13 protein-coding genes are annotated in these 19358 nt (G+C 65.2%); 5 read left to right on the top strand and 8 right to left on the bottom strand.

The window, feature by feature from the left end; all coding sequences use genetic code 11:
* Nucleotides 1–143: 143 nt before the first annotated feature.
* Nucleotides 144–575: a GIY-YIG nuclease family protein gene (locus tag R2834_11950; GenBank protein ID MEZ4701038.1), complete on the bottom strand. Its 432-nt coding sequence runs from the start codon at nucleotides 573–575 to the stop codon at nucleotides 144–146.
* On the opposite strand from R2834_11950, the gene R2834_11945 reads away from it, so the two are divergent.
* The gene (locus tag R2834_11945; protein MEZ4701037.1) at nucleotides 561–1931 is read left to right on the top strand and encodes a Gfo/Idh/MocA family oxidoreductase; all 1371 of its coding nucleotides are present in this window, start codon (nucleotides 561–563) and stop codon (nucleotides 1929–1931) included. The genes R2834_11950 and R2834_11945 overlap by 15 nt on opposite strands.
* A 9-nt stretch (nucleotides 1932–1940) precedes the next feature.
* Here the strand turns inward: R2834_11945 and R2834_11940 are convergent, their stop codons facing one another.
* Nucleotides 1941–2396, bottom strand: coding sequence for a DinB family protein (locus R2834_11940; GenBank protein MEZ4701036.1), 456 nt, complete (start codon nucleotides 2394–2396; stop codon nucleotides 1941–1943).
* Nucleotides 2397–2741: 345 nt separating this feature from the next.
* Here R2834_11940 and R2834_11935 point away from each other — a divergent pair, with 345 nt between their 5' ends.
* On the top strand, nucleotides 2742–5126 hold the full coding sequence (locus tag R2834_11935) for a choice-of-anchor B family protein (GenBank protein ID MEZ4701035.1): 2385 nt from the start codon (nucleotides 2742–2744) through the stop codon (nucleotides 5124–5126).
* Nucleotides 5127–5153: 27 nt separating this feature from the next.
* Here R2834_11935 and R2834_11930 read toward each other — a convergent pair whose 3' ends face one another.
* Entirely contained in the window at nucleotides 5154–7595 is a 2442-nt protein-coding gene (locus R2834_11930) for a serine/threonine-protein kinase (GenBank protein MEZ4701034.1), read from the bottom strand.
* 98 nt (nucleotides 7596–7693) lie between these two features.
* Complete coding sequence (locus R2834_11925) at nucleotides 7694–8269, bottom strand: ECF-type sigma factor (protein ID MEZ4701033.1); 576 nt, start codon at nucleotides 8267–8269, stop codon at nucleotides 7694–7696.
* A gap of 363 nt (nucleotides 8270–8632) precedes the next feature.
* On the opposite strand from R2834_11925, the gene R2834_11920 reads away from it, so the two are divergent.
* Nucleotides 8633–8950 (top strand): multidrug efflux SMR transporter, encoded by a 318-nt coding sequence (locus R2834_11920; protein MEZ4701032.1) that lies wholly within the window; start codon nucleotides 8633–8635, stop codon nucleotides 8948–8950.
* A 13-nt stretch (nucleotides 8951–8963) separates the two neighbouring features.
* On the opposite strand, the gene R2834_11915 is transcribed toward R2834_11920, so the two are convergent.
* The 4 genes from R2834_11915 to R2834_11900 all read right to left on the bottom strand — a co-directional run bounded on the left by R2834_11915 (nucleotide 8964) and on the right by R2834_11900 (nucleotide 15613).
* Nucleotides 8964–9704, bottom strand: a complete 741-nt coding sequence (locus R2834_11915) for a hypothetical protein (GenBank protein ID MEZ4701031.1) — start codon at nucleotides 9702–9704, stop codon at nucleotides 8964–8966.
* Nucleotides 9705–9845: 141 nt separating this feature from the next.
* On the bottom strand, nucleotides 9846–11888 hold the full coding sequence (locus tag R2834_11910; protein ID MEZ4701030.1) for a T9SS type A sorting domain-containing protein: 2043 nt from the start codon (nucleotides 11886–11888) through the stop codon (nucleotides 9846–9848).
* A 103-nt stretch (nucleotides 11889–11991) separates the two neighbouring features.
* The gene (locus R2834_11905) at nucleotides 11992–14019 is read right to left on the bottom strand and encodes a right-handed parallel beta-helix repeat-containing protein (protein MEZ4701029.1); all 2028 of its coding nucleotides are present in this window, start codon (nucleotides 14017–14019) and stop codon (nucleotides 11992–11994) included.
* 64 nt (nucleotides 14020–14083) lie between these two features.
* On the bottom strand, nucleotides 14084–15613 hold the full coding sequence (locus tag R2834_11900; GenBank protein ID MEZ4701028.1) for a T9SS type A sorting domain-containing protein: 1530 nt from the start codon (nucleotides 15611–15613) through the stop codon (nucleotides 14084–14086).
* Nucleotides 15614–15808: 195 nt separating this feature from the next.
* Here R2834_11900 and R2834_11895 point away from each other — a divergent pair, with 195 nt between their 5' ends.
* Both R2834_11895 and R2834_11890 read left to right on the top strand, forming a co-directional pair.
* Nucleotides 15809–16384 (top strand): ECF-type sigma factor, encoded by a 576-nt coding sequence (locus R2834_11895; GenBank protein MEZ4701027.1) that lies wholly within the window; start codon nucleotides 15809–15811, stop codon nucleotides 16382–16384.
* A gap of 180 nt (nucleotides 16385–16564) precedes the next feature.
* Nucleotides 16565–19291 carry a serine/threonine-protein kinase gene (locus tag R2834_11890; protein ID MEZ4701026.1) on the top strand — a complete coding sequence of 909 codons (2727 nt, stop codon included), beginning with the start codon at nucleotides 16565–16567 and terminating at the stop codon, nucleotides 19289–19291.
* Nucleotides 19292–19358: the final 67 nt, after the last annotated feature.

The following is a 19358-nucleotide window of genomic DNA, read 5'->3' as shown; positions in this document are numbered from 1 at the left end:
GGTGCCGATCGCATGGCGTAGGTGTTGCCATTTTGGCGTGTCGCATGGATCCCCAATCGAGTTGGGGATGACGATGCGCGAGGATGTGCCCGAGGATGACGATGCGCGAGGATGTGCCCTGGGGATGACGCGTGCGGGTGGACTCATAACAGGTCCTCCGCGAGATCCTCCCACTTTGGATTCACCTCCTCGATCAGGGCGATTTTCCATGATCGGTACCATTTCTTCAATTGCTTCTCCCGGTCGATCGCATCCCTGATGTCGTCAAATGCCTCGTACCAGACCAGGCGATGCACCGCGTAGCGTCCGGAAAAACCGCGGTTTTGGGGCGATCGGTGCTCGGACAATCTGCGGCGCAGGTTGTTTGTCACTCCGATGTATAACGTGCCGTAGGGTTTGCTGGCGAGGATATAGGTGAAGCCCGGCATCGTGTTGCAGGAGCGGGTGCGCGTCTTTTCTCTTCCAGACGTTTCGCTTCCCGCCGGCATACCTGCATGTGCTGTTTTTTCATCGGCGCTTTCATACTTTCCACTGAACGCCAAACCCCATCCCGGAGACCGATGAAAACCTTCCACATCAACCGACGCCGATTTCTGCAGTCCGCTTCCGCCTCGCTGGCCTACTCCATGCTGGGCGCCCGAGGGCTCGACGCCATCTATCCGGTCGCCCCGCGCAAGGTGGGCTTGATCGGGACCGGCTGGTACGGCAAGAGCGATCTCTTCCGGTTGATGCAGGTGAGCGACATCGACGTGGTGTCCATCTGTGATCCGGATAAAAACCAGCTTTCCGCCGCCGCCGATCTCATCGCGACGCGCCAGAAATCGGGCAATAAGCCGCAGACCTATGGCGACTACCGGACGATGCTGGCCCAGCACGAGTTCGATATCGTCCTCGTCGGCACGCCGGATCACTGGCACGCGCTGCCGACGATCGATGCGATCCGCGCCGGCGCGCACGTCTTCGTCCAGAAACCCGTCAGTGTGGATGTGATCGAAGGCGAGGCCATGCTGGCCGCGGCGCGCAAATACAACAAGGTGGTGCAGGTAGGCACCCAGCGCCGCAGCACCCCCCACCTGATCGAGGCGAAGGAGCGGTTTGTCGAGTCCGGCATGCTCGGGGAGATCTCGCACGTCGAGATGTGCTGCTACTACCACATGCGCGCCAACCGCGCGCCGGAGCTGGAGCCGGTGCCCGACTTCTTCGACTACGAGATGTGGGCCGGCCCCGCGCCCAAGCGTCCATACGACGGCCTCCCGCACCGCGGCTGGTGGCGCGCGATGATGGAGTACAGCAACGGCATCATGGGCGACATGTGCGTCCACATGTACGATGCCGTCCGCTGGACCCTCAACCTGGGCTGGCCGGACCGCATCACGTCCACGGGCGGGATCTACGTCCAGAAAGAGTCCAAGGCGACGACGTCGGATACCCAGCACGCCGTCTTCGAGCACAACGAATTGAACTGCGTCTGGCAACACCGCAGCTGGGGGACGCCGGCCGATCCGGAATACCCCTGGTCGTACAAGATCTACGGCGACAAGGGGACGCTGGCGGCCAGCCCGCAGAAATACACGTTCATCCCGGACGGACGCGGCGAGCGCATCGATCAGGAATGCCTCTTCGAGCGCGAGCAGTATCCGGAAGATCTCACCGAAAAAGACATCGAGCTTTTCGCCGCGCCGGCGATGCGCCGGCACATGATCGATTTCCTCGCCGCCATCGACGACGGCGGCCGGCCCGTGGCCGACATCGAGCAGGGCCACATTTCGTCGGCCAGCTGCATCATGGCGAATGTGTCCATGGGCCTCGGCGGGCGCCCGCTCGTCTACGATCCGGTGACGCGGACGGTGGTCGGAGATCCGGAGGCGACGCACAAGCTGCGCCGGCCGTACCGCGGCCCCTGGGAGCACCCCGAGCCGACGACGGTCTGACCCCGCGGCTCAGCTCGCCAGCGCTTCGATCTGGCGCAGGTGATGCTCCAGATGCGTAAGGTAGTCCTCGATCAGATAGCCGAGGGTGACCGGTTCGTACGGCCCGATACGGCATTCCACGCCCAGGCGGTCCGCCGGCACCCGGCGCATGACGTGGGCGAGGTGGTGGTTGTAGAGCCGCCACAACGCGACGAGTTCACCCCAGGGGCGTCCGGGGAAGTCCTGGGCCTCGACCCAGAAGTCCTGCTCGTAGCGCGGGAAAACCAGCGGGTCGTCCTGCTGGGCCCGGATGAATCGGTGGTGGTTGTTGACGGCGGAGTCCAGCAGGTGCCCGAGAATCTCGGCGATGGACCATTTCTCCGGCGCCGGCCGGATGCGAACCGTGGCGTCGTCGAGCTGGATGAGGTGTGCGGCGGCGGTGTCGACCGTCGCGACGAGGGTGTTCGCGGTATGGCGGTGAGGCATATCCCGTGTTCGGTGCAATGGACGCGGGGTCAAGAAAGTCCGTGGCCCCGCTGCGTTTCATAGCGAGCGCATCGTTAGGTCGTGGCCGATTTACGCTGGGTCGGATGGGATCATCCTGACCCGTCAATGTACGACACCGTTCCATGGCCAACATACGGTGGCAGCTCATGGGTGGGATATGGTGCAACGTTGCCGACGATGCATGGCCTGCCATCATGCAATGCTGTCCACGATACACGGCCAGCCATCATGCAATCCCGGCCTCGATATATCGTGGCCCTACGGAATTCGTGGGATTGCCTTATATTTCCTCATGCTGATCCCATCAATACCCTAAAAAATATCATGCGCTATCTCCTCGTCCTAGTTGCTTCGTTGCTGGTTGCTCCGGTTTCCGCCCAGACGATGTACACCGGCCTCCGGCCCTCCGGCGCCGGCTTCGGCGGTGTTTCGGCCGTCGGCGCTGGCGAACTGTTCGTCGGTTCCGCTCCGGTGGGATGGCCCGAGGGCGACGAATTGCCGGGATCGGTGTATCGCTATACCCGCAACAGCGCGGGGCAATGGGTCGAAGCCGGCGAGTTTCAGGCGCCGGACGGACGCATCGGCGACGTCTTCGGGCGGGCGATTCTCGTGCAGGATAACATGCTGGTCATCGGGGCGCCCGGGCTCGGCGCGGCCTATCTCTACGAGAAGCAGGCGGACGGCTCCTGGAGCCCGTCGGGCGTGCTCAAGCCGACCGCGCTGCCGGACGGCGCGCTCTTCGCCGGCGCCGTCGAACGCGCCGCCAACCGGACCAGCGCCATCGCCATGGCGAACGGTCGCATCTTCGTCACCGCGTTTGATGCCGAGCGCTTCAGCGGCCAGGTCCACGTCTTCGAAAAAGAACACGGGATGTGGATGCAGGACACGGTGCTCAAACCGGATGAGGCGCTGGAAGGCGACGCCTTCGGATACGCCCTGGCGGCCGAGGGCGACCGGCTGGTGGTCGGCGCGTGGCGCGCCGGCGACGGCACGGGCAGCGCCTATGTCTTCGACTATGATGCCGCTGCCGGTGTCTGGAAGTCCACGCGGATCGAGGCGAGCGAAGAGAAGAGCGCGCAGGGCTACGATGTGGCGATCCACGGCCCCCACGTGCTGCTGGGGATGCCGGGTGTCGCCGGCGGCGCGGTGCGGGTGATGGAGCGCTCGGGTGATAGCTGGGTGGAAAGCGCGCGGGTCACGGCCGCCGCCGAGGAGGAAACGCCGGGACGCCGGCCGCGCGGCGGCTTCGGCGGCCGCGTGCTCGTGTCCGGGAACGACCTGATGGTCGGTAATCGCGGCGGCGGGACGGTGCATCTCTTCCGGGCGGGCTCCTGGGAGCCGGCCGGCGAACTGGCCGCCATCGACGACCGCACCGCCGACGGCTTCGGGATGGGCCTCGGGCTGGCCGGCGAGGTGGCGGTCGTGGGATCGCCGCGGGCCGACTACGAGCAGGGCGTGGCGCTCGTGTTCGAGCGGGACGGGGCGACGTGGACGGCGGCGAACATGCTCGCGACGTCGCTCACCCACATGGAATCGATCACAGGCGGACAGATCGACTGCCAGGACGGCGAGGCCAGCCTCTTCGACTGCGACAAGGTCGACCTCCTCTCCATGCTCTCCGTCAAGGACCTCTCCACCGAGCGCGGCGTCAAGCTGAACGACCTGTGGGGGTGGACCGATCCGGAAACCGGCAAGGAATACGTCATCCAGGGCCGGACGGACGGGACGGTGTTCGTCGACATCAGCAACCCCATGTCGCCGGTCTACCTCGGCGAATTGCTGCGCACCGAGGGTTCGCCCGGTAGCACGTGGCGGGATATCAAGGTATACAAGGACCACGCCTTCATCGTGGCGGACGGCGCCGGCGAGCACGGCGTGCAGATCTTCGATCTGCGGCAGCTCCGGAACGTGAACCCCGCCGAGGCGCCGGTCTCGTTCTCCGAGACGGCTCACTACGCCGGCGTGCACAGCACGCACAACATCGTCATCAACGAAGAGACGGGCTTCGCCTACGCGGTGGGCAACCGCGCCGGCGGGGAGACCTGCGGCGGTCAGCTCCACATGATCAACATCCAGGACCCGACGCATCCGACGTTCGCCGGCTGCTATGCGCAGCCCAGCGCCGGTGGGACACACGACGCCCAGTGCGTGGTCTATCGGGGGCCGGATACGCAGTACGCCGGCCACGAGGTGTGCTTCAACTCGAACGGCTCCTCGTTCATCATCGCCGACGTGACCGACAAACAGAACCCGGCGACGCTCGCGCAGGTGACCTATCCGGACCTCGCCTACACCCATCAGGGGTGGCTCTCCGAAGATCACCGCTACTTCTACATGAATGACGAGCTGGATGAGATGTACGGCTACGTCGACAGCACGCGGACGCTGATCTGGGATGTGCGCGAACTCGAGGATCCGATCCTGGTCAAGGAATTCCGCCTCGCCTCTGGCGCCAGCGACCACAACCTGTACATCCGCGACAACCTGATGTACCAGTCGAACTACCTCGCCGGCCTGCGCATCCTCGACATCGCGGATCCGCTCAATCCGACGGAGGTCGCCCGGTTCGACACCGTTCCGTACGGGGACGACATTCCCGGCTTCGGCGGGTCCTGGAGCAACTATCCCTACTTCAAGAGCGGCGTCATCGCCGTCAGCAGCGGCAACGAGGGGCTGTTCCTGGTGAAGAAGAAGGATGCGGATATTTGAGGGTGTCCGCCTGCGAGGACGAAGCGGTCATCCGCCCTGATCCTCCTTCCGCATGCGGTAGGACTCTTCCAGCCGGCTCTGCGTCAGCTGGACCTGGGCGTGGTCGGGCCCGAATTGCTCGACCAGCACGTCCATCGCCTCCTTGAAGAGGGCTTCGGCCTCGTCCCACCGCTTCTGGTCCCGTCGGAGCATCGCGAAATTCCGGAGCGCGAAGCCCAGGCGGGGGCCGGGCACCTTGCGCTGGATCTCGACGGATTCGGCAAAAAGCGGCTCGGCTTCATCGAACTTGTACTGGTTCTGCAGCGCCACGGCCAGCGAATTGACGGCCGTGGCGATGGCCGGATGTCCGGGTTCGTACAACTCGCGCCGGATGGCCAGGGTCTCGCGGAAGAGCACCTCGGCCTCGGGGTATTCCTTGCGTCCGATCAGGAGGGCGCCGAGGTGGTTCTTGGTGGCCGTCACGGCCAGCTGTTTTTCCAGCCCCAGGCTGTCCGCGATCGCCAGGGCCTCGCGGAGGACGGGCTCGGCCTCGTCCGTCTTCTGCTGGGCCACCAGGGTGCCGCCCAGGCCGTTGAGCACCTGCATCACCGAGTGATGCACGTCGCCGAAGAGGGCGCGTTTGATGTCCAGTGAAACCGTGAACAACGACTCCGCGACCGCAAACTGCCGCTGCTCGAAGCGGACGACTGCGAGCGACATGTACGTATTGGCGAGATCGTTCCGATCTTCTCCTTGCAGCGTGTTCTGGATGGCGATGGCGATGTCGTACAGCGAGTCGGCATCAGCGAGTTCGCCCGTCAGGGTGTGGTGCATGGCGAGGCGGGATACGCCGAGCGCGTAACGGCGGTGTTCCGGACCGAACAGGTCGCGCAGCACGTCGATCGCCTCGTGAATGAGCGAGTCGCCCGTCGCATAACGTCCGATCTCATCGTAGATACGCCCCATTTCCAGCAGCAGCTCGGCCCTGAGGTCGGGCTGATCCACAAACTCCACGCGCATCTGCCGGGTGCCTTCGTCGAGCAGGTCGATCGCGGTGACGGGCGTGCCCTCGTTGACGTTGGGATCGGCCTTGTTGAAGATGTTCAGGAGGAAATCGGTCGTCTGGCGCGCCTTGTCGGCCTCGTCGCGGGCGCGGTCGCGCTGGGCGGCGAGGGCCGTCGACTGGCGGGATAGCCGCAGCGCCTGGTAGGTCGTCACCGTGCTGAGCGCCAGGAGGATGAGCAGCGCGCCGGCGCCCAGGCTCAGCGCGGTGCGGTTGCGGGAGGCGAACTTGCGCATCCGGTACCCGAGGGTGTCCTTCTGGGCGATGACCGGCCGGCCCTCGAGGTACCGCTCGATGTCTGCCGAGAACTGCTCCGCCGAGGCGTAGCGGCGTTCCGGCTCCTTGCGCAGCGCCATCATGACCACGTTGTCGAGGTCCTGCTGCAGGGCGCTGCGGAGGCGGGCCACCGAGGTGCGGCGCGAACGGCTGATCTCGGCGGGCTGGAGGCTGTGGGTCGTTCCGTCGGACGAGGTGAGGGCGCGGACTTCCGTGACCACCGCGCTGGGGCGCGCCGGCTCTTCCTCCAGGATGACGCGCTCGATCTCCTGCCGCACGCGCCGCTCGATCCGATAGGGCGAATGGCCGGTGAGGAGCTCGTACAGCAGCACGCCGAGGGCGTAGACGTCCGTCGCCGTGGTCACGTCGCTGCCCCGGACCTGTTCGGGGGCCGCATAGTCGGGCGTCATGAGGCGCAGTTCGGAACGCGTGACGGCGACCGAGACGCCGAGTTGTTCCGGATCGAGCAGCTTGGCGATCCCGAAGTCGAGCAGCTTCACCGTGCCGTCGCGTGTGACGAGGATGTTGGACGGCTTGAGGTCGCGGTGCACCACCAGGTTCTGGTGGGCGTGCTGGACGGCGGCGCAGACGGTGCGGAAGAGCCGGAGCCGGTCGGCGATCGACAGCATTTGCTCGTCGCAGTAGGTGGTGATCGGCGTCCCTTCGATGTACGGCATCACCAGATACGGCCGGCCGTCGGCGCTCATCCCGCCGTCGAGCAGCGCGGCGATGTTCGGGTGCGTCAGCCGCGCGAGGACCTGCCGCTCCGTCCGGAAGCGCGCGTGGATCTCCGCGTTCTGGTAGCCGGGGCGGACGAGCTTGAGCGCCACATCCTGCGTGTAGTGGGCGTCGTCGCGGGTGGCGAGGTAGACCATCCCCATGCCGCCTTCGCCGAGCATCTGTTTGATGCGGTAGGGGCCTATGTGGGATCCGATGAGGGCTTCGGGGGAAGGGAATTCGGGGCGATCGGCGAGCAGGCGGCTCTCGATCGAGAGGGCCTGCGCGTCTTCGTGGGCCGCGAGCATGTCCTCGATTTCCTGTCGAAGCGCGGCGTCGCCGGCGCAGGCCTGATCGAGATAGCCGGGCCGATCGGCGTCATCGAGTTCGAGTGCGGCGAGGAGGATGGCTTCGAGTCTGTTCCAGTAATCCATACGTTCGGTTGGGTTCGCTGCGCGGCAGCGGGTGCCGGCGGGAGGGTGCGTCTTCTATTGCGACACGCGGGCGCGAAACCGGCCATACGCCGGATGCATCAGCCGATATGTTGCGATACTTCCTTTCGAAGCCACGCTTTGGCCACCGTCCAGGCCCGCTGCACCGAGCGTTCGGAGATGTTCATCACCTCCGCCGTCTCCTCCACCGTGAGCCCGCCATAGAACCGGAACTGGACGACCTCGCTCGCCCGCTCGTTGAGGGCCGCGAGGCGGTCTATCGCCGCGTCGAGTTCGAGGACTTCCGAGGCCTCCTGGTCGGTGAGCTGGAACGCGGCCTCGTCGAGCGGCAGGGCGGCCTGGCCGGCGCCGCGCTTGAGGCGCTTTTTGGAGCGGGCGTGATCGACGAGGATGTTGCGCATCGTCCGGCTCGCGATCGCCATGAAATCGCACCGGTGGGACGCGTCGAGGTCGTGCTGACGGGCCAGCTTCAGATAAGCCTCGTTCACGAGCGCCGTCGCGCTCAGGGTATGGCCCTTGCGGAACTCGCGCTGCATGTGCTGGCGGGCGACCTCGTAAAGCTCATCGTACATGATGGGTACGATGCTTTCCAGCGCCTCTTCATCGCCGGCCTTGTAGCGCTGCAGGAGTGCGGTGATCTGTCCGTTTGACGGCATCAGGCATGGTTGAAGGTCTGCGAATACGGAATATCAGCACCAAGCATTTGTTATAGTATCCTATCGGCCAAAAATCTCACAGAAAAAAGTACGGATCCTCCGCGTTCGACCCGTCCGTCGCCCTGGCCCGCTGATCCGCCCGGCCCGCGTTCCCTGCTTCTATCTTGGGTCTGGCACGTTTTGCAGATCCTTGTCGCAATAAAGAAAAGCATGTCCCGGGCATCCCTTTCGGGAGATGGCCCGGCGGGACGGATCTGAGCAGGCGAGCCCTTAGCGGGGGAGCGCCTGCTGAGCGCTCTTCCAACACGCCGGCCGGCACGCGGCGGGCATGCGAGAACGATTTACAACTGAACGCAGGGAATCATGCACTGGGCATTACTTACCATCGCCATCATACTGGATATCGTGGGCACGGTGGCACTCAAAATGTCGGATGGCTGTTCGCATCCGGGACCCACGCTCACCATGGTGGCGTGTTTTTTCTTTTCGCTGGTAGCGCTTGCAGGCGCGGTGAAGTCGATCGATCTGGGCCTGGCCTATGCACTCTGGGCCGGCGTGGGGACGGCGGTGACCGTCCTCGTGGGGATCTGGATGTTCAAGGAGCCGGTGACGGCGCTGAAGGTGGTTTCCCTGGGGTTGATCATCCTCGGCATCGTCGGACTCAATCTCGCGCAGGACTGACCGGCGTCGTCCGTCAGTTCGAGTCCGGCACCCGCGCATAACGCAGGTTGGCGTCGTGCGCGGCGGCGTGGAGGATGCCGGCTTTTTCGGCGTCGATGCCGTACCGCGCTGGGATCGCCAGGTCGAGCAGCAGCGCATTGCGCCCCGCGAGCTGTTCGTACATGACCACGGCGGCGAGGTAGGTGCCGTAGATGGAGGGGTGGAAGCCGTCCGCGCCGTAGAGGCCCAGGCCGGGGTCGGCCTTCCAGGCCTCCTGCCACGCGATCCCGGCGGGAAAGAAGTAGCCGTCGACATCGACGGCGGCCGTCTGGTAGGCGTCGCGTACGCCGGCGAAGTCGAAGCTGCGTTCCGCCGCCGGCCATACCATGTAGAGGGCGGGCACGCCGCCGCCTTCGCGAATCGGGTCCGAGAAGAGCGCGGTGTACTGGAGCAGCGAGGGCCGGCCTTCCGTGGCCGACGGGCCCTGCTGCAGCACAACCACATCCCACGTACCCCGGCTGATGCGCTTGCGCGTTCCCTCGTTCGCCCAGTGGTCCTCGAGCCCGTAGTTGGGCTCGGCGATGGACTCGATCACGATACGCTCCCGGTCGGACGCGGCGTCGAGGAGGTCGGACAGGATGCCCGGAAGGTCGTTTGTGTACGTGAGGCTGTTGCCGACGAAGAGGATGGCGTAATCCTCCTCCGCCGGCCCGGTCGCGTCGCCGCAGGTGGTCAGGCTGAGGGCGGCGATGACGAGGAAGAGCGGGAAACGCATGGCGGCAGGGTGCAGGGGCAGGATCGTGTAATCCGGCTACGCCGTTGCGCCCGCGCTGTTGCGTGGGGATGGATTTTGGACCGAAGACCGGGGTGCGCCCCATCGTCCGATCGGATCGGTGGACGATGGGGCGCGCCGGGATCACTTCGCGAGGATCAGCCTGCGCGTTTCGTTGAAGCGCTGGGTCTGGACGCGCAGCAGGTAGACGCCGGTGGCCAGGCCGGCGCCGTCGAAGTGGAAGGTGTGCGTCGAGGCGGACAGCTCGCCGTCGTGGAGCAGGGCGACCTGCCGGCCGATGAGGTCGTAGATGGCGATCCGCGCGTGGGTCGCCTCGGCCAGCGACAGGGTGAAGCTTGTCTGCGGGTTGAAGGGGTTGGGGTAGGGTGCGCCGAGGGCATCCGCCACCTTTTCGCCGGAACCCGCCTTCTCGACCGAAAGGCCTGGCATCTCATCCGCTGTCGCCGCCACGCGCGAGCCGCCGCTTGGGAAGGCGATGGCGACCGGCAGACTGAACTGGCTGCTGTTGCCGACGTTGTCGGTCGCAGTCGCCACCAGGAAATCGCCGGGGTTCAGGTTCATGCCCGTCGTGTCTACGGCAACGCTCACTTCCGACATCATCGTCGCAGCCGTATAGGTGTGTGTCGTCAGGTATCGCTTGCCTTCACCGCTGGTCGAGTCATCCGCGACGTACACATCGACCTTCAGAGGGTAGGCGGCATAAAAGTTCAGCGACGGCACGGAATACCGGAATTTCAGCTTCCCGTTGGTCGCATTGATCGCTGCCCACGCGAACACCGGATGATTCTGGTACCGGTTGTTGCCGGCGTCGCCATCGACTGCATCGTTGGGCTCCAGCTGACCGCCGTGCAAGGCGATCCCGTGGCTCGTATTGGCGAACAGGCTGTTGCCGCGCATGTCGATCTTTTTGGCTATCTCGGTTGAGTCGACTGCGAGCGTGATGCCGGTATAGCCGTTATAAGCGATCGTATTTCCCTTCGGGGCGCCGGCCGGGATGGTCGCCAGCGGTCCATAGCCGATCGTAATGTCCAACGAGGGCACGGTGACCATGATGCCGTCCCGTACATTGCCCACAGGTTGGCCCGTACGGGTGACTCCGATGAAGTTGCCCTGAATGATGTGGCCCTCTGTGCGGTCGATGTAGATGCCATGGGCCATCGATCCGATGGTGTTTCCCCAGTCAGACAGGCCCCCGATGAGGGTCGGCGTCAGGGCCGGATCCGTATGCTCTACCCAGATCCCCACGCCTACGCCGCCCAGATAGTCGCCGTTTGTGTTCGTGCCCAGAAGATTGTTCTGGATGACGGTACCGGCGGCGCCGTCGACGGCAATCAAGCTGCTCTGGCTGAACCCGATGGTATTGCCTTTCGCGGCGGTGAGTCCGCCGATCAGCGTGTTTACAGCCCCGTCGCACGCGCACACGCCGCGATTCTGGCTACCGAGTTGCACGCCGGTTTCATCCGTGCCTATGAAGTTGCCTTGCACCACGGTGCCGATCGCGTTTTCGATCTGCACCCCTGCTATAAAGACGTTTCCGATGACGTTGCCGCAGTCCTCGCCGCCGATCGCATTCGAATTACCGCCGTCGATGACGATCCCGTATTGTCCACCGCTCGTTGCAGTGCCGTCTGGAAAAATCCCGATGACAGTGTGCTGGATCTTGTTATTGTTGCTGGTGATGTGGACCGCGCTGTTTCCAAAATTGACCAGGTAGAGCCCGCGGACGACACTTCCACCTGAGCCCGCGCCCAGCTGGATACCGTTCATGAACGAACCCGAACCGTCCACGACGATCGGCGCGTCGGCGGTAGTGGCGTCGATGAATACTTTTTCGACAAGAGCGGGGAGCAGGCCTGCCGTGAGCGTGATCTGCTGATAGCCGTTGGTCTGAGTGAAGTGGCCGAATCGGATCGTGTCCGCAGCAGCGCCGACGTTCGCGGAGGCATTCGCTTCCTCGATCGCCGCGCGGAAGGTGCAGGCGCTGTGCGCCGTGTCACAGATCCCGTCGCCGGGGTTGGTGTCGGCGAGATCCAATTCGTAGTCTACTACGAAGGTATGCTGGGCCTGGGCCGTGGTAAAGGCGGTGAGCGCCAGGATCAGTACAAAAAGGCGGGTAATCAATGGCTGTGTCATGATGATGTGATTGGGTTGGGGAACTGAAATCACTGTTTATCCCCTTGCGATGTCGGTCCGAAAAGGATGACAGAAGCACGAGAGATTTTTTTATGCGCCCCCGGCTCGTCCGCGCCGGCCGACCGGGGAGCGTCGGTCAGCGCACCAGGGCGAGCCGGCGCGTGGCGGCAAATCCATCCATTTCAACGCGGAGTACATAAACCCCCGCCGGCAGGTCGCCGGCATCGATGCGGAACGTGGCGGGCGATCCGGCCGGCAGCCGGCCGTCGAACACCGGGCGCACTTCCCGGCCGAGCAGGTCGAACAGGCGCGCGCGAACCGGCCCGTCGCTTGCCGGCGTGATCGTAACGGATGCGATGCCGCTGAACGGATTGGGGTAGGGGGCCGAAACACCACGTTCCTCGGTCTCGAACTCCAGCGCGGGCGCGCTTCCTCCGCGTCTGGCTGCGGCTATCGAGAGGGGATCCAGTGGCCCCTGGGCGGGGCTGAATTCGCTGGTATTGCCCAGCGTATCGGTAACGGTGAGAACCACATGATCCATCGGATCCCAGGCGATGCCCCCGGCTGGGATTTCCCACTGGGCGATGGCGCCGGAGGATGTATAGCTGCTGGAGCCGATGAAGGTTTTTCCCTCGCCGCTCGCAGGGTCGTCGGCGAGGTACGCATCGACGGTAAGCGGATACGCCTGGGTGCCGGCTGTCGAGATGCTGTACTCGACCACGATCGCGTCGCTGCCCGGACGGTAAAACGCGCGGGTGACGTCCGGGAAATTGAGCAGGGTGTTGGCGCCGGCATCGGCATCGCCGGTATCGTTCACCGTGGGACCATCCGCTCCGAGGTCGATAGCCAGCTCGTCGTTATTGTAAAAGCTGTTGCCGCGCACCGTGTTGTTTGTCGGCGCCGCGCCGATCAGGCCTTCACCGATGAGGATGCCGGATTCGTTGAACGCGATGACGTTGCCCTTGTCGACGGATAAATCGATCGCCGCATTTTTTCCGAAGCCGATCACGTTGCCGTACCCTCCATCCGTGCCGATGAGGATGGCGACCCCGTTGCCCAGATCGTCGCCGGCGTCGTTCGTCCCGATATAGTTGCCCTGGATTTTCGTTTCCGGAGCCCACAGCAGGATGCCGTAGGGGTTAAATCCGATGACGTTGCCCATCCCGTCCCCGATGCCTCCGATGGTATTGCCTCCCCCGTCATGGATGAGGATGCCGCGAAACGTATTTGCGATATTCCTCCCGGATGTGTCCGCGCCGATGTAGTTGCCGCGGATCTTGTTGCCGACGCCATCGACATAAATCCCCGATCTGTTGTTGAACCCGATGATATTGCCCATCCCTGGCATCGGGCCGCCGATGATGTTGCTGTCAGCATTGACGGTGATCCCGCCGGCAAACTCGAACCCGTTCAGGTGATAGTTGCCCATCGCGAACCCCGTATCGTCCGTGCCGATATAGTTGCCCCGGATCGTGTTGTTTTGGGCGTTGAGCAGATGGATGCCGGCGGAGCCGTTAAACCCGATCACGTTGCCTTCGCCGGCCCGGCCCACGATGTTGTTGTCGCTGGCGAGATACACGCCGGCCTTGCCGTTGCCGATGTCGGTTCGGTCGCCTCGTACGCCCACCCGATTTTCAACGATCACGTGGTTGTCGCTCCGCAGCAGGATTCCGAACCAGGGAAACTTCCCGACGGTGAGCCCGCGCACCGTGCTGCCCTCCGAGCCGGCATCGAGCACCAGCCCCGAGGCTGTCAGCGCCTCGCCGGGCGACGTGACCGACGTGCCATCGAGCACGACCTCGCCGGCCGCCGTTGTGCCGTCGATGACCACGGCGTCGGTGATAGCCGGCAACCCGTCGCCGGCCAGGCTGATCACAGCAAGGCCGCCGGTTACGGGGATGCCGGTAAACCGGATGACGTCCGGTGAGGCGCCATTTGGGGTCGCGTTGGCTTCCTCGATGGCGGCGCGCAGCGAACATCGCCCGAGAAAGGTCAGGCACATGCCGTCGCCGGGCACGAGGTCGCGGGCGGACCCTGTCGTGTTGACTTCGAACAGGGCCTGTGCCGCGGCGGGCTGGGGCGCCTGTACCAGGCACCAGAATGTGAAGAGGAGAATCGGGAAACGGGTGTCGAGACCGCGTTTGCTGGAAGATGTAAACGCCATGGGGATGTGCCGTCAGGTGAAGGATGGATGGCACGTCGCCGGCGCTCCGGCGACGTGCCGGGACTCAATGCGTGCGGACGAGTTTGTGTGTTTCGGAGCCCCGTCCGCCCTCGATACGGAGCAGGTAGACCCCCGCCGGCAGCTCGCCGGCATCGATGCGGAACGTGGCGGGCGAGCCGGCCGGCAGCCGGCCGTCGTAGACGGAGCGCACTTCGCGGCCGAGCAGGTCGAAGAGGCGCGCCCGAACCGGCCCGTCATCCGCCGGTGTGATCGTGAACGAGGTCTCGCTGCTGAAGGGGTTGGGGTAGGGCGCTTCGATGCGGAAGGCAGGGGCGGGCAGCGCGTCCTCGATGGCCGTCGGGACGTTCGGTACGCCGATGATGAACGCGGCGCCCTGGGCGTCGAGCGTCCCGTCGTTGTCGGGCGCGCCGGCCAGCATCACCCCATCGTCGATAGCGACGGCGTGACCGTATTTGCCGCCCACCGTCGCCTCGTCCGGCACGAAGCCGGCGCTCTCGGTCCAGACGTCCGTCGTGCCGTCGTAGTCGAAGAGGTAGGTCTTGCCGGTGCTTCCCTCGCCAGACGCAAACCAGTTATCGGCGCCGACCATGATCTGGCCCTCGGTGATCGCCACGCTGGAGCCGAACAGGAAAAATCCCTGGCCGGCCAGGGCGGTCAGCTTGCTGTGAAAGGACCATACCCCGAGATCGTAGTGGTACACGTACGCGGCGCCGGCGCCGCCGCCCAGCTCGTTGTTTAGCGCGGCGCCGGCGACCACCCAGTCGCCCTTGATCCCCACCGAGACGCCGAGCCCCGCGAGGTTGTTGGAGTCCTCCGCGAACAGATCAGCGCGTTCGCGCCATTGCCCGTCGATGGATTCGTAGATGTACACCTTGCCGGCCTGGTTCGAAATGCCGTCCGGCGCGCTGAGGGCGCCCACCACGATGCGGCGCCCGTCGATCGCCACCGAATACCCGAACATGGCCTGAGGCGAGGCGTCGGACGCCGTCAGTGTCGCCTCGTAGCTCCAGCTGCCGTTGCTGTGCCGGTAGACGAACACCTGTCCCGTCGCATCGGCCGCTGGGGCGCCCACGACGGCGATGTCGCCGGAGAGCGCCACCGCGTAGCTGAAATCTTCGCCGCTCGATGCCGTTGGGGACGTCAACACGGCTTCTTGTGCCCATCCGCCGGCCCCATGCCGGAAGACATACACGTCGCCGGAGTTTGTGCCGGCCTCGTCGCCGAAACGCTCGCCGACCAGGATGGCGTCGCCGGAAACGGCTACGCTCCAGCCGAACCAGTTGAGGTTGGTTGGCGTGGTCGCCCGCAACCGAGCCTCCTCGGACCAGACGCCGTTGCCATACCGGTACACGTAGGCGGCGCCGGCCTCCAGGGGCACGGAAGCCCCATCGCGGAACGCTCCGACGACCGCCACGTCGCCGTCGAGGCCAACGGAATAGCCGTAATCCTGGTCGGCGTTCGTGTTGGAGGGAATCAACTGGGCGTAGGCCGGCGCCTGACCGAGAAGTGTTGCCGGCGTGAGCGCGAAAAGCACGAGCGATACGATGCTCAGTAATCGAAGGTGATGGGACATGACGCGTATGGGATCGTGGATCGGAATACCAGAGCCCGTGCAGGCTCTTTCTATCCACTGGCGACAGGAATCGACGGATGTGGCCAGTCCATGGCGGATCGCCTGACGCGAGGTCATGACGGGATTGTGCGTTCGATCCCGCAAATAATGTATCTTTCAACCGGGAGTATCCGCCCACTTATCCGGATCCCTGAGATGCACGAACCTGGAATCGTGACGAACTGTCTGCGCCGGCTGCGTCAGGGCGATGCGTCCGCCCTCGACGACATGATGCCGGTGATGTACGACCAACTCCACGAGATCGCCCGGATGCGTCTGCGCCGGGAACGGCCCAGCCATACCCTGGGCGCCACGGCGCTGGTGAACGAGGTCTACCTCAAGCTGGTCGACCATCGTCTGCTCGACCTCGACGACCGCAACGACTTCATGGCCGTCGCGAGCCGGATCATGCGCAACATCCTCGTCGACTACGCCCGCACCCGCAACCGCCTCAAGCGGGGCGGGGGCCAGGCGCCGGTGCCGCTCGACGACGTATCGGCCTTCCTGTCGGATCGAGAGGCGGAGGAAGTGCTCGTGCTGGACGCCGCGCTGGAACGCCTCCGGCTGTCGGACGAGCGCGCCGCGGATGTCGTCCAGTACCGGTTCTTCGGCGGCCTCACGCTCGACGAAACCGCGGACGCCATGGGGATCTCGAAACGGAGCGTCCAGCGCGTATGGATGTTCGCGCGCGCCTGGCTCCGCAAGGAGATCGCGGGGGAGATCTCGCTGTAGGTCCGCCCCCCGATGTTGTGCATCGGGGGGCGGACCTACAGGCTCAATGATCGAGGTAGCAGGTTCAATGGAGTACCCACCTTAACCCTCGATCCTTGATCCTTGAACTCCCCTTGTCCACTCCCGGCCGGCGATGTCGCCAGAAGAGTACATCCCCCTCCACACCACACCGTTGACGCCATGGATCCGCATCGTTGGAACAGGCTCGAACAGCTTTTTTTCGCAGCGCAGGAGCGTGACCCGGCCGAGCGCGCCGCGTTTCTGGATGACGCCTGCGCCGACGACCCGGAGCTGCGCCAGGAGCTCGCGTCGATGCTCGCGGCCGAGGAAGACGGCATGGCGCTGGCCCTGGAAAGCCGGCTGCTGTCCGACGAGGGCGACGACGATCGGGTGACCGATCTCACGGGCGCCCACATCGGCCCGTATCGGCTGGAAAAGCTGATCGGCGAGGGCGGCATGGGGGACGTCTACCTCGCGCGGCGCGACGACGACCAGTACGATCAGCAGGTGGCGCTCAAGCTCATCCGGCCGGGGTACCGGAACAGCGAGCTCATCGCCCGTTTCCGGGTGGAACGCCAGGTGCTTGCCCGGCTCAACCATCCGAACATCACCCAGCTGCTCGACGGCGGCATGGACAGCGAGGGCCGGCCGTATCTCGTGATGCAGTACGTGGACGGCGTCCCCATCACCGAGTTCTGCGACAAGCGCATGCTCTCGATCGACGATCGGCTGCGGCTGTTCCGGACCGTCTGCGCCGCCGTCCAGTACGCCCACGCCAACCTGGTCGTCCATCGGGATCTCAAGCCGTCGAACATCCTCGTGACGGAGGACGGACGGGTCAAGCTCCTCGATTTCGGTATCGCCAAGCTGCTCGATCCGGAGTGGGACTTCTCGGTGGCGGTCACCCGCTCGCATGTGCGGCTGATGACGCCGGAATACGCGGCCCCCGAACAGGTGCGGGGCGATGCGATTACGACGGCCACCGATGTGTATGCGCTGGGCGTGCTGCTGTATGAGATCCTCACCGGCCGGCGGCCGTACCGGCTCGGCAAACGGGTCCAGGCGGAGATCGAGCGGGCCATCTGCGAGGAGGCGCCGATCCGCCCCAGCACCGCCGTCACGGAGGCCGCGGAAGCCGACCGCGCGAAACCCGCCACGACGCCCGAGGCGCTCAGCCGCGCGAGACGCACCGAGCTGAGCCGGCTCAAGCGCGTGCTCCAGGGCGATCTGGACAACATCGTGATGATGGCGCTGCGCAAGGAGCCGGATCGCCGCTACGGCTCGGTCGATCAGTTTTCGCAGGATATCCGCCGCTACCTCAGCGGCCGGCCCGTCGCCGCGCAGAAGGACACGGCCGGCTATCGCCTGCGCAAGTTCGTCCGCCGCAACCGGACGGCCGTCGTGGCGGTCGCCGGCGTCTTCGCGCTGATCCTGGGGTTCGGCGTCGCCATGTCGATCCAGGCGGATAAGCTGGCGATCGAGCGCGACCGGGCGCGGCTCGAAGCCGAAAAGGCCGTCCAGGTCGCCGGATTCCTCGAAGACCTCTTCACGGCGCCGGACCCGTTCGCCACGGCCTCGACGCGGCGGGATACGCTGCGCATCCGCGATTTTCTGGCCCAGGGGGCCGACAAGGTGCGCGAGGAGCTGGCGAGCCAGCCGGCGGTGCAGGCCAAGCTGCTCAATGTCCTCGGCGCCGTATATAAATCGCTGGGTCAGTTCGACGTCGCCCGCCAGCTCATGGAGGAAGGGCTCGCCATCCGGCAGGAGACGCCCGGCGACAACCGGATCGACCTGGCCGAAAGCCAGACGTCGCTGGGCCTGCTGTTCAAGGAGACGGGCGACTATGCGCCGGCCGAGTCGCTGCTGGTCGAGGCGGTGGCCCTCCGGCGCGCCCTGCTGCCCCCCGGCGACCCCGGCATCGCGGAGAGCATCAACGCCCTCGCCACGGTCCTGCACGACAAGGGGGATTTCAAGGAGGCCGAATCGCTGTACCGCGAGGCGCTCGCGCTGCACCAGGCCGTGCTGGATTCCGAAGACTTCGCGGTGACGACGGATCTGAACAACCTCGCCACGCTGCTCTATCAGCAGGGCAACTACGATGAGGCGGAGCCGTTTTTCCGGCAGATACTGGATATCCGCCGGCGCACGCTGGGGGACATGCACCCGGATGTCGCCGGCTCGATGTCGAACCTCGCCGTGATCCTGCAACAGACCGGCCGGTATGACGAGGCGGAACCCCTCTACCGGGAGGCGCTCGCCATCCGGGAGCAGACGCTGGGCAGCGACCATCCCGATGTCGCCGCCGGCCTGCATAACCTGGCGGCGGTGCTCAAGGCCAAAGGCGACTACGACGCCGCGGAGCCGCTGTATCGCCGTTCCCTGGCGATGCAGCGGGCCTTTTACGGCGATGTACATCCCGCGGTGGCGGTCGGCCAGCACAACCTGGCGTCGCTGCTGAAAGAAATCGGCCAGTACGACGAAGCCCGGCTCCTTTTCTTCGAATCGCTGGCCGTCAAGCGCAAGGTCTTCGGCGACGTGCATCCCTCTGTCGCGGCGACGCTGAACAACCTGGGCGACCTGCTCAAGGAGCAGGGCGACCTGGCCGGCGCCGAGCCCATCCTCCGCGAGGCGCTGGCGATCAACCGCCAGTTGCTCAAGCCGGACCACCCCCGCCTCGGGATCACCCTCGAAACCCTGGGGGATCTCCTCCATCGGCTCGGCAACGACGGCGAAGCGGAACCGCTGCTCGTCGAGTCGATGACCATCATGCGCAAGACGCTGCCTGACGACGACAAACGGGTGAGGAAGGTGGCCGGCACGCTGGTGGAGATCTACGATCGCGCGGGCGCCGACGCGAAGGCCGAGCCGTATCGTGCGCTTCTGGCGCAGGCCGGCACCAACGGTTAGTACGGTGTTTTCCTTCGGAAAAGTGCGTACCATGGATGCTGCTCCAACGCCTTTCCGAAGATTCCCC

It is taken from the genome of Rhodothermales bacterium (assembly GCA_041391505.1).
GTDB lineage: Bacteria > Bacteroidota > Rhodothermia > Rhodothermales > JAHQVL01 > JAWKNW01.
The sequence above is the reverse complement of the archived record's forward strand: the minus strand, read 5'-3'. Positions and strand labels throughout refer to the sequence as shown.

What these genes read in the sequence shown, in the direction of transcription:
- R2834_11900 (MEZ4701028.1), bottom strand. Translation starts at nt 15,613, where the DNA reads ATGTCCCATCACCTTCGATTACTGAGCATCGTATCGCTCGTGCTTTTC.
- R2834_11920 (MEZ4701032.1), top strand. Translation starts at nt 8,633, where the DNA reads ATGCACTGGGCATTACTTACCATCGCCATCATACTGGATATCGTGGGC.
- R2834_11930 (MEZ4701034.1), bottom strand. Translation starts at nt 7,595, where the DNA reads ATGGATTACTGGAACAGACTCGAAGCCATCCTCCTCGCCGCACTCGAA.
- R2834_11945 (MEZ4701037.1), top strand. Translation starts at nt 561, where the DNA reads ATGAAAACCTTCCACATCAACCGACGCCGATTTCTGCAGTCCGCTTCC.
- R2834_11935 (MEZ4701035.1), top strand. Translation starts at nt 2,742, where the DNA reads ATGCGCTATCTCCTCGTCCTAGTTGCTTCGTTGCTGGTTGCTCCGGTT.
- R2834_11905 (MEZ4701029.1), bottom strand. Translation starts at nt 14,019, where the DNA reads ATGGCGTTTACATCTTCCAGCAAACGCGGTCTCGACACCCGTTTCCCG.
- R2834_11940 (MEZ4701036.1), bottom strand. Translation starts at nt 2,396, where the DNA reads ATGCCTCACCGCCATACCGCGAACACCCTCGTCGCGACGGTCGACACC.
- R2834_11890 (MEZ4701026.1), top strand. Translation starts at nt 16,565, where the DNA reads ATGGATCCGCATCGTTGGAACAGGCTCGAACAGCTTTTTTTCGCAGCG.
- R2834_11915 (MEZ4701031.1), bottom strand. Translation starts at nt 9,704, where the DNA reads ATGCGTTTCCCGCTCTTCCTCGTCATCGCCGCCCTCAGCCTGACCACC.
- R2834_11895 (MEZ4701027.1), top strand. Translation starts at nt 15,809, where the DNA reads ATGCACGAACCTGGAATCGTGACGAACTGTCTGCGCCGGCTGCGTCAG.
- R2834_11925 (MEZ4701033.1), bottom strand. Translation starts at nt 8,269, where the DNA reads ATGCCGTCAAACGGACAGATCACCGCACTCCTGCAGCGCTACAAGGCC.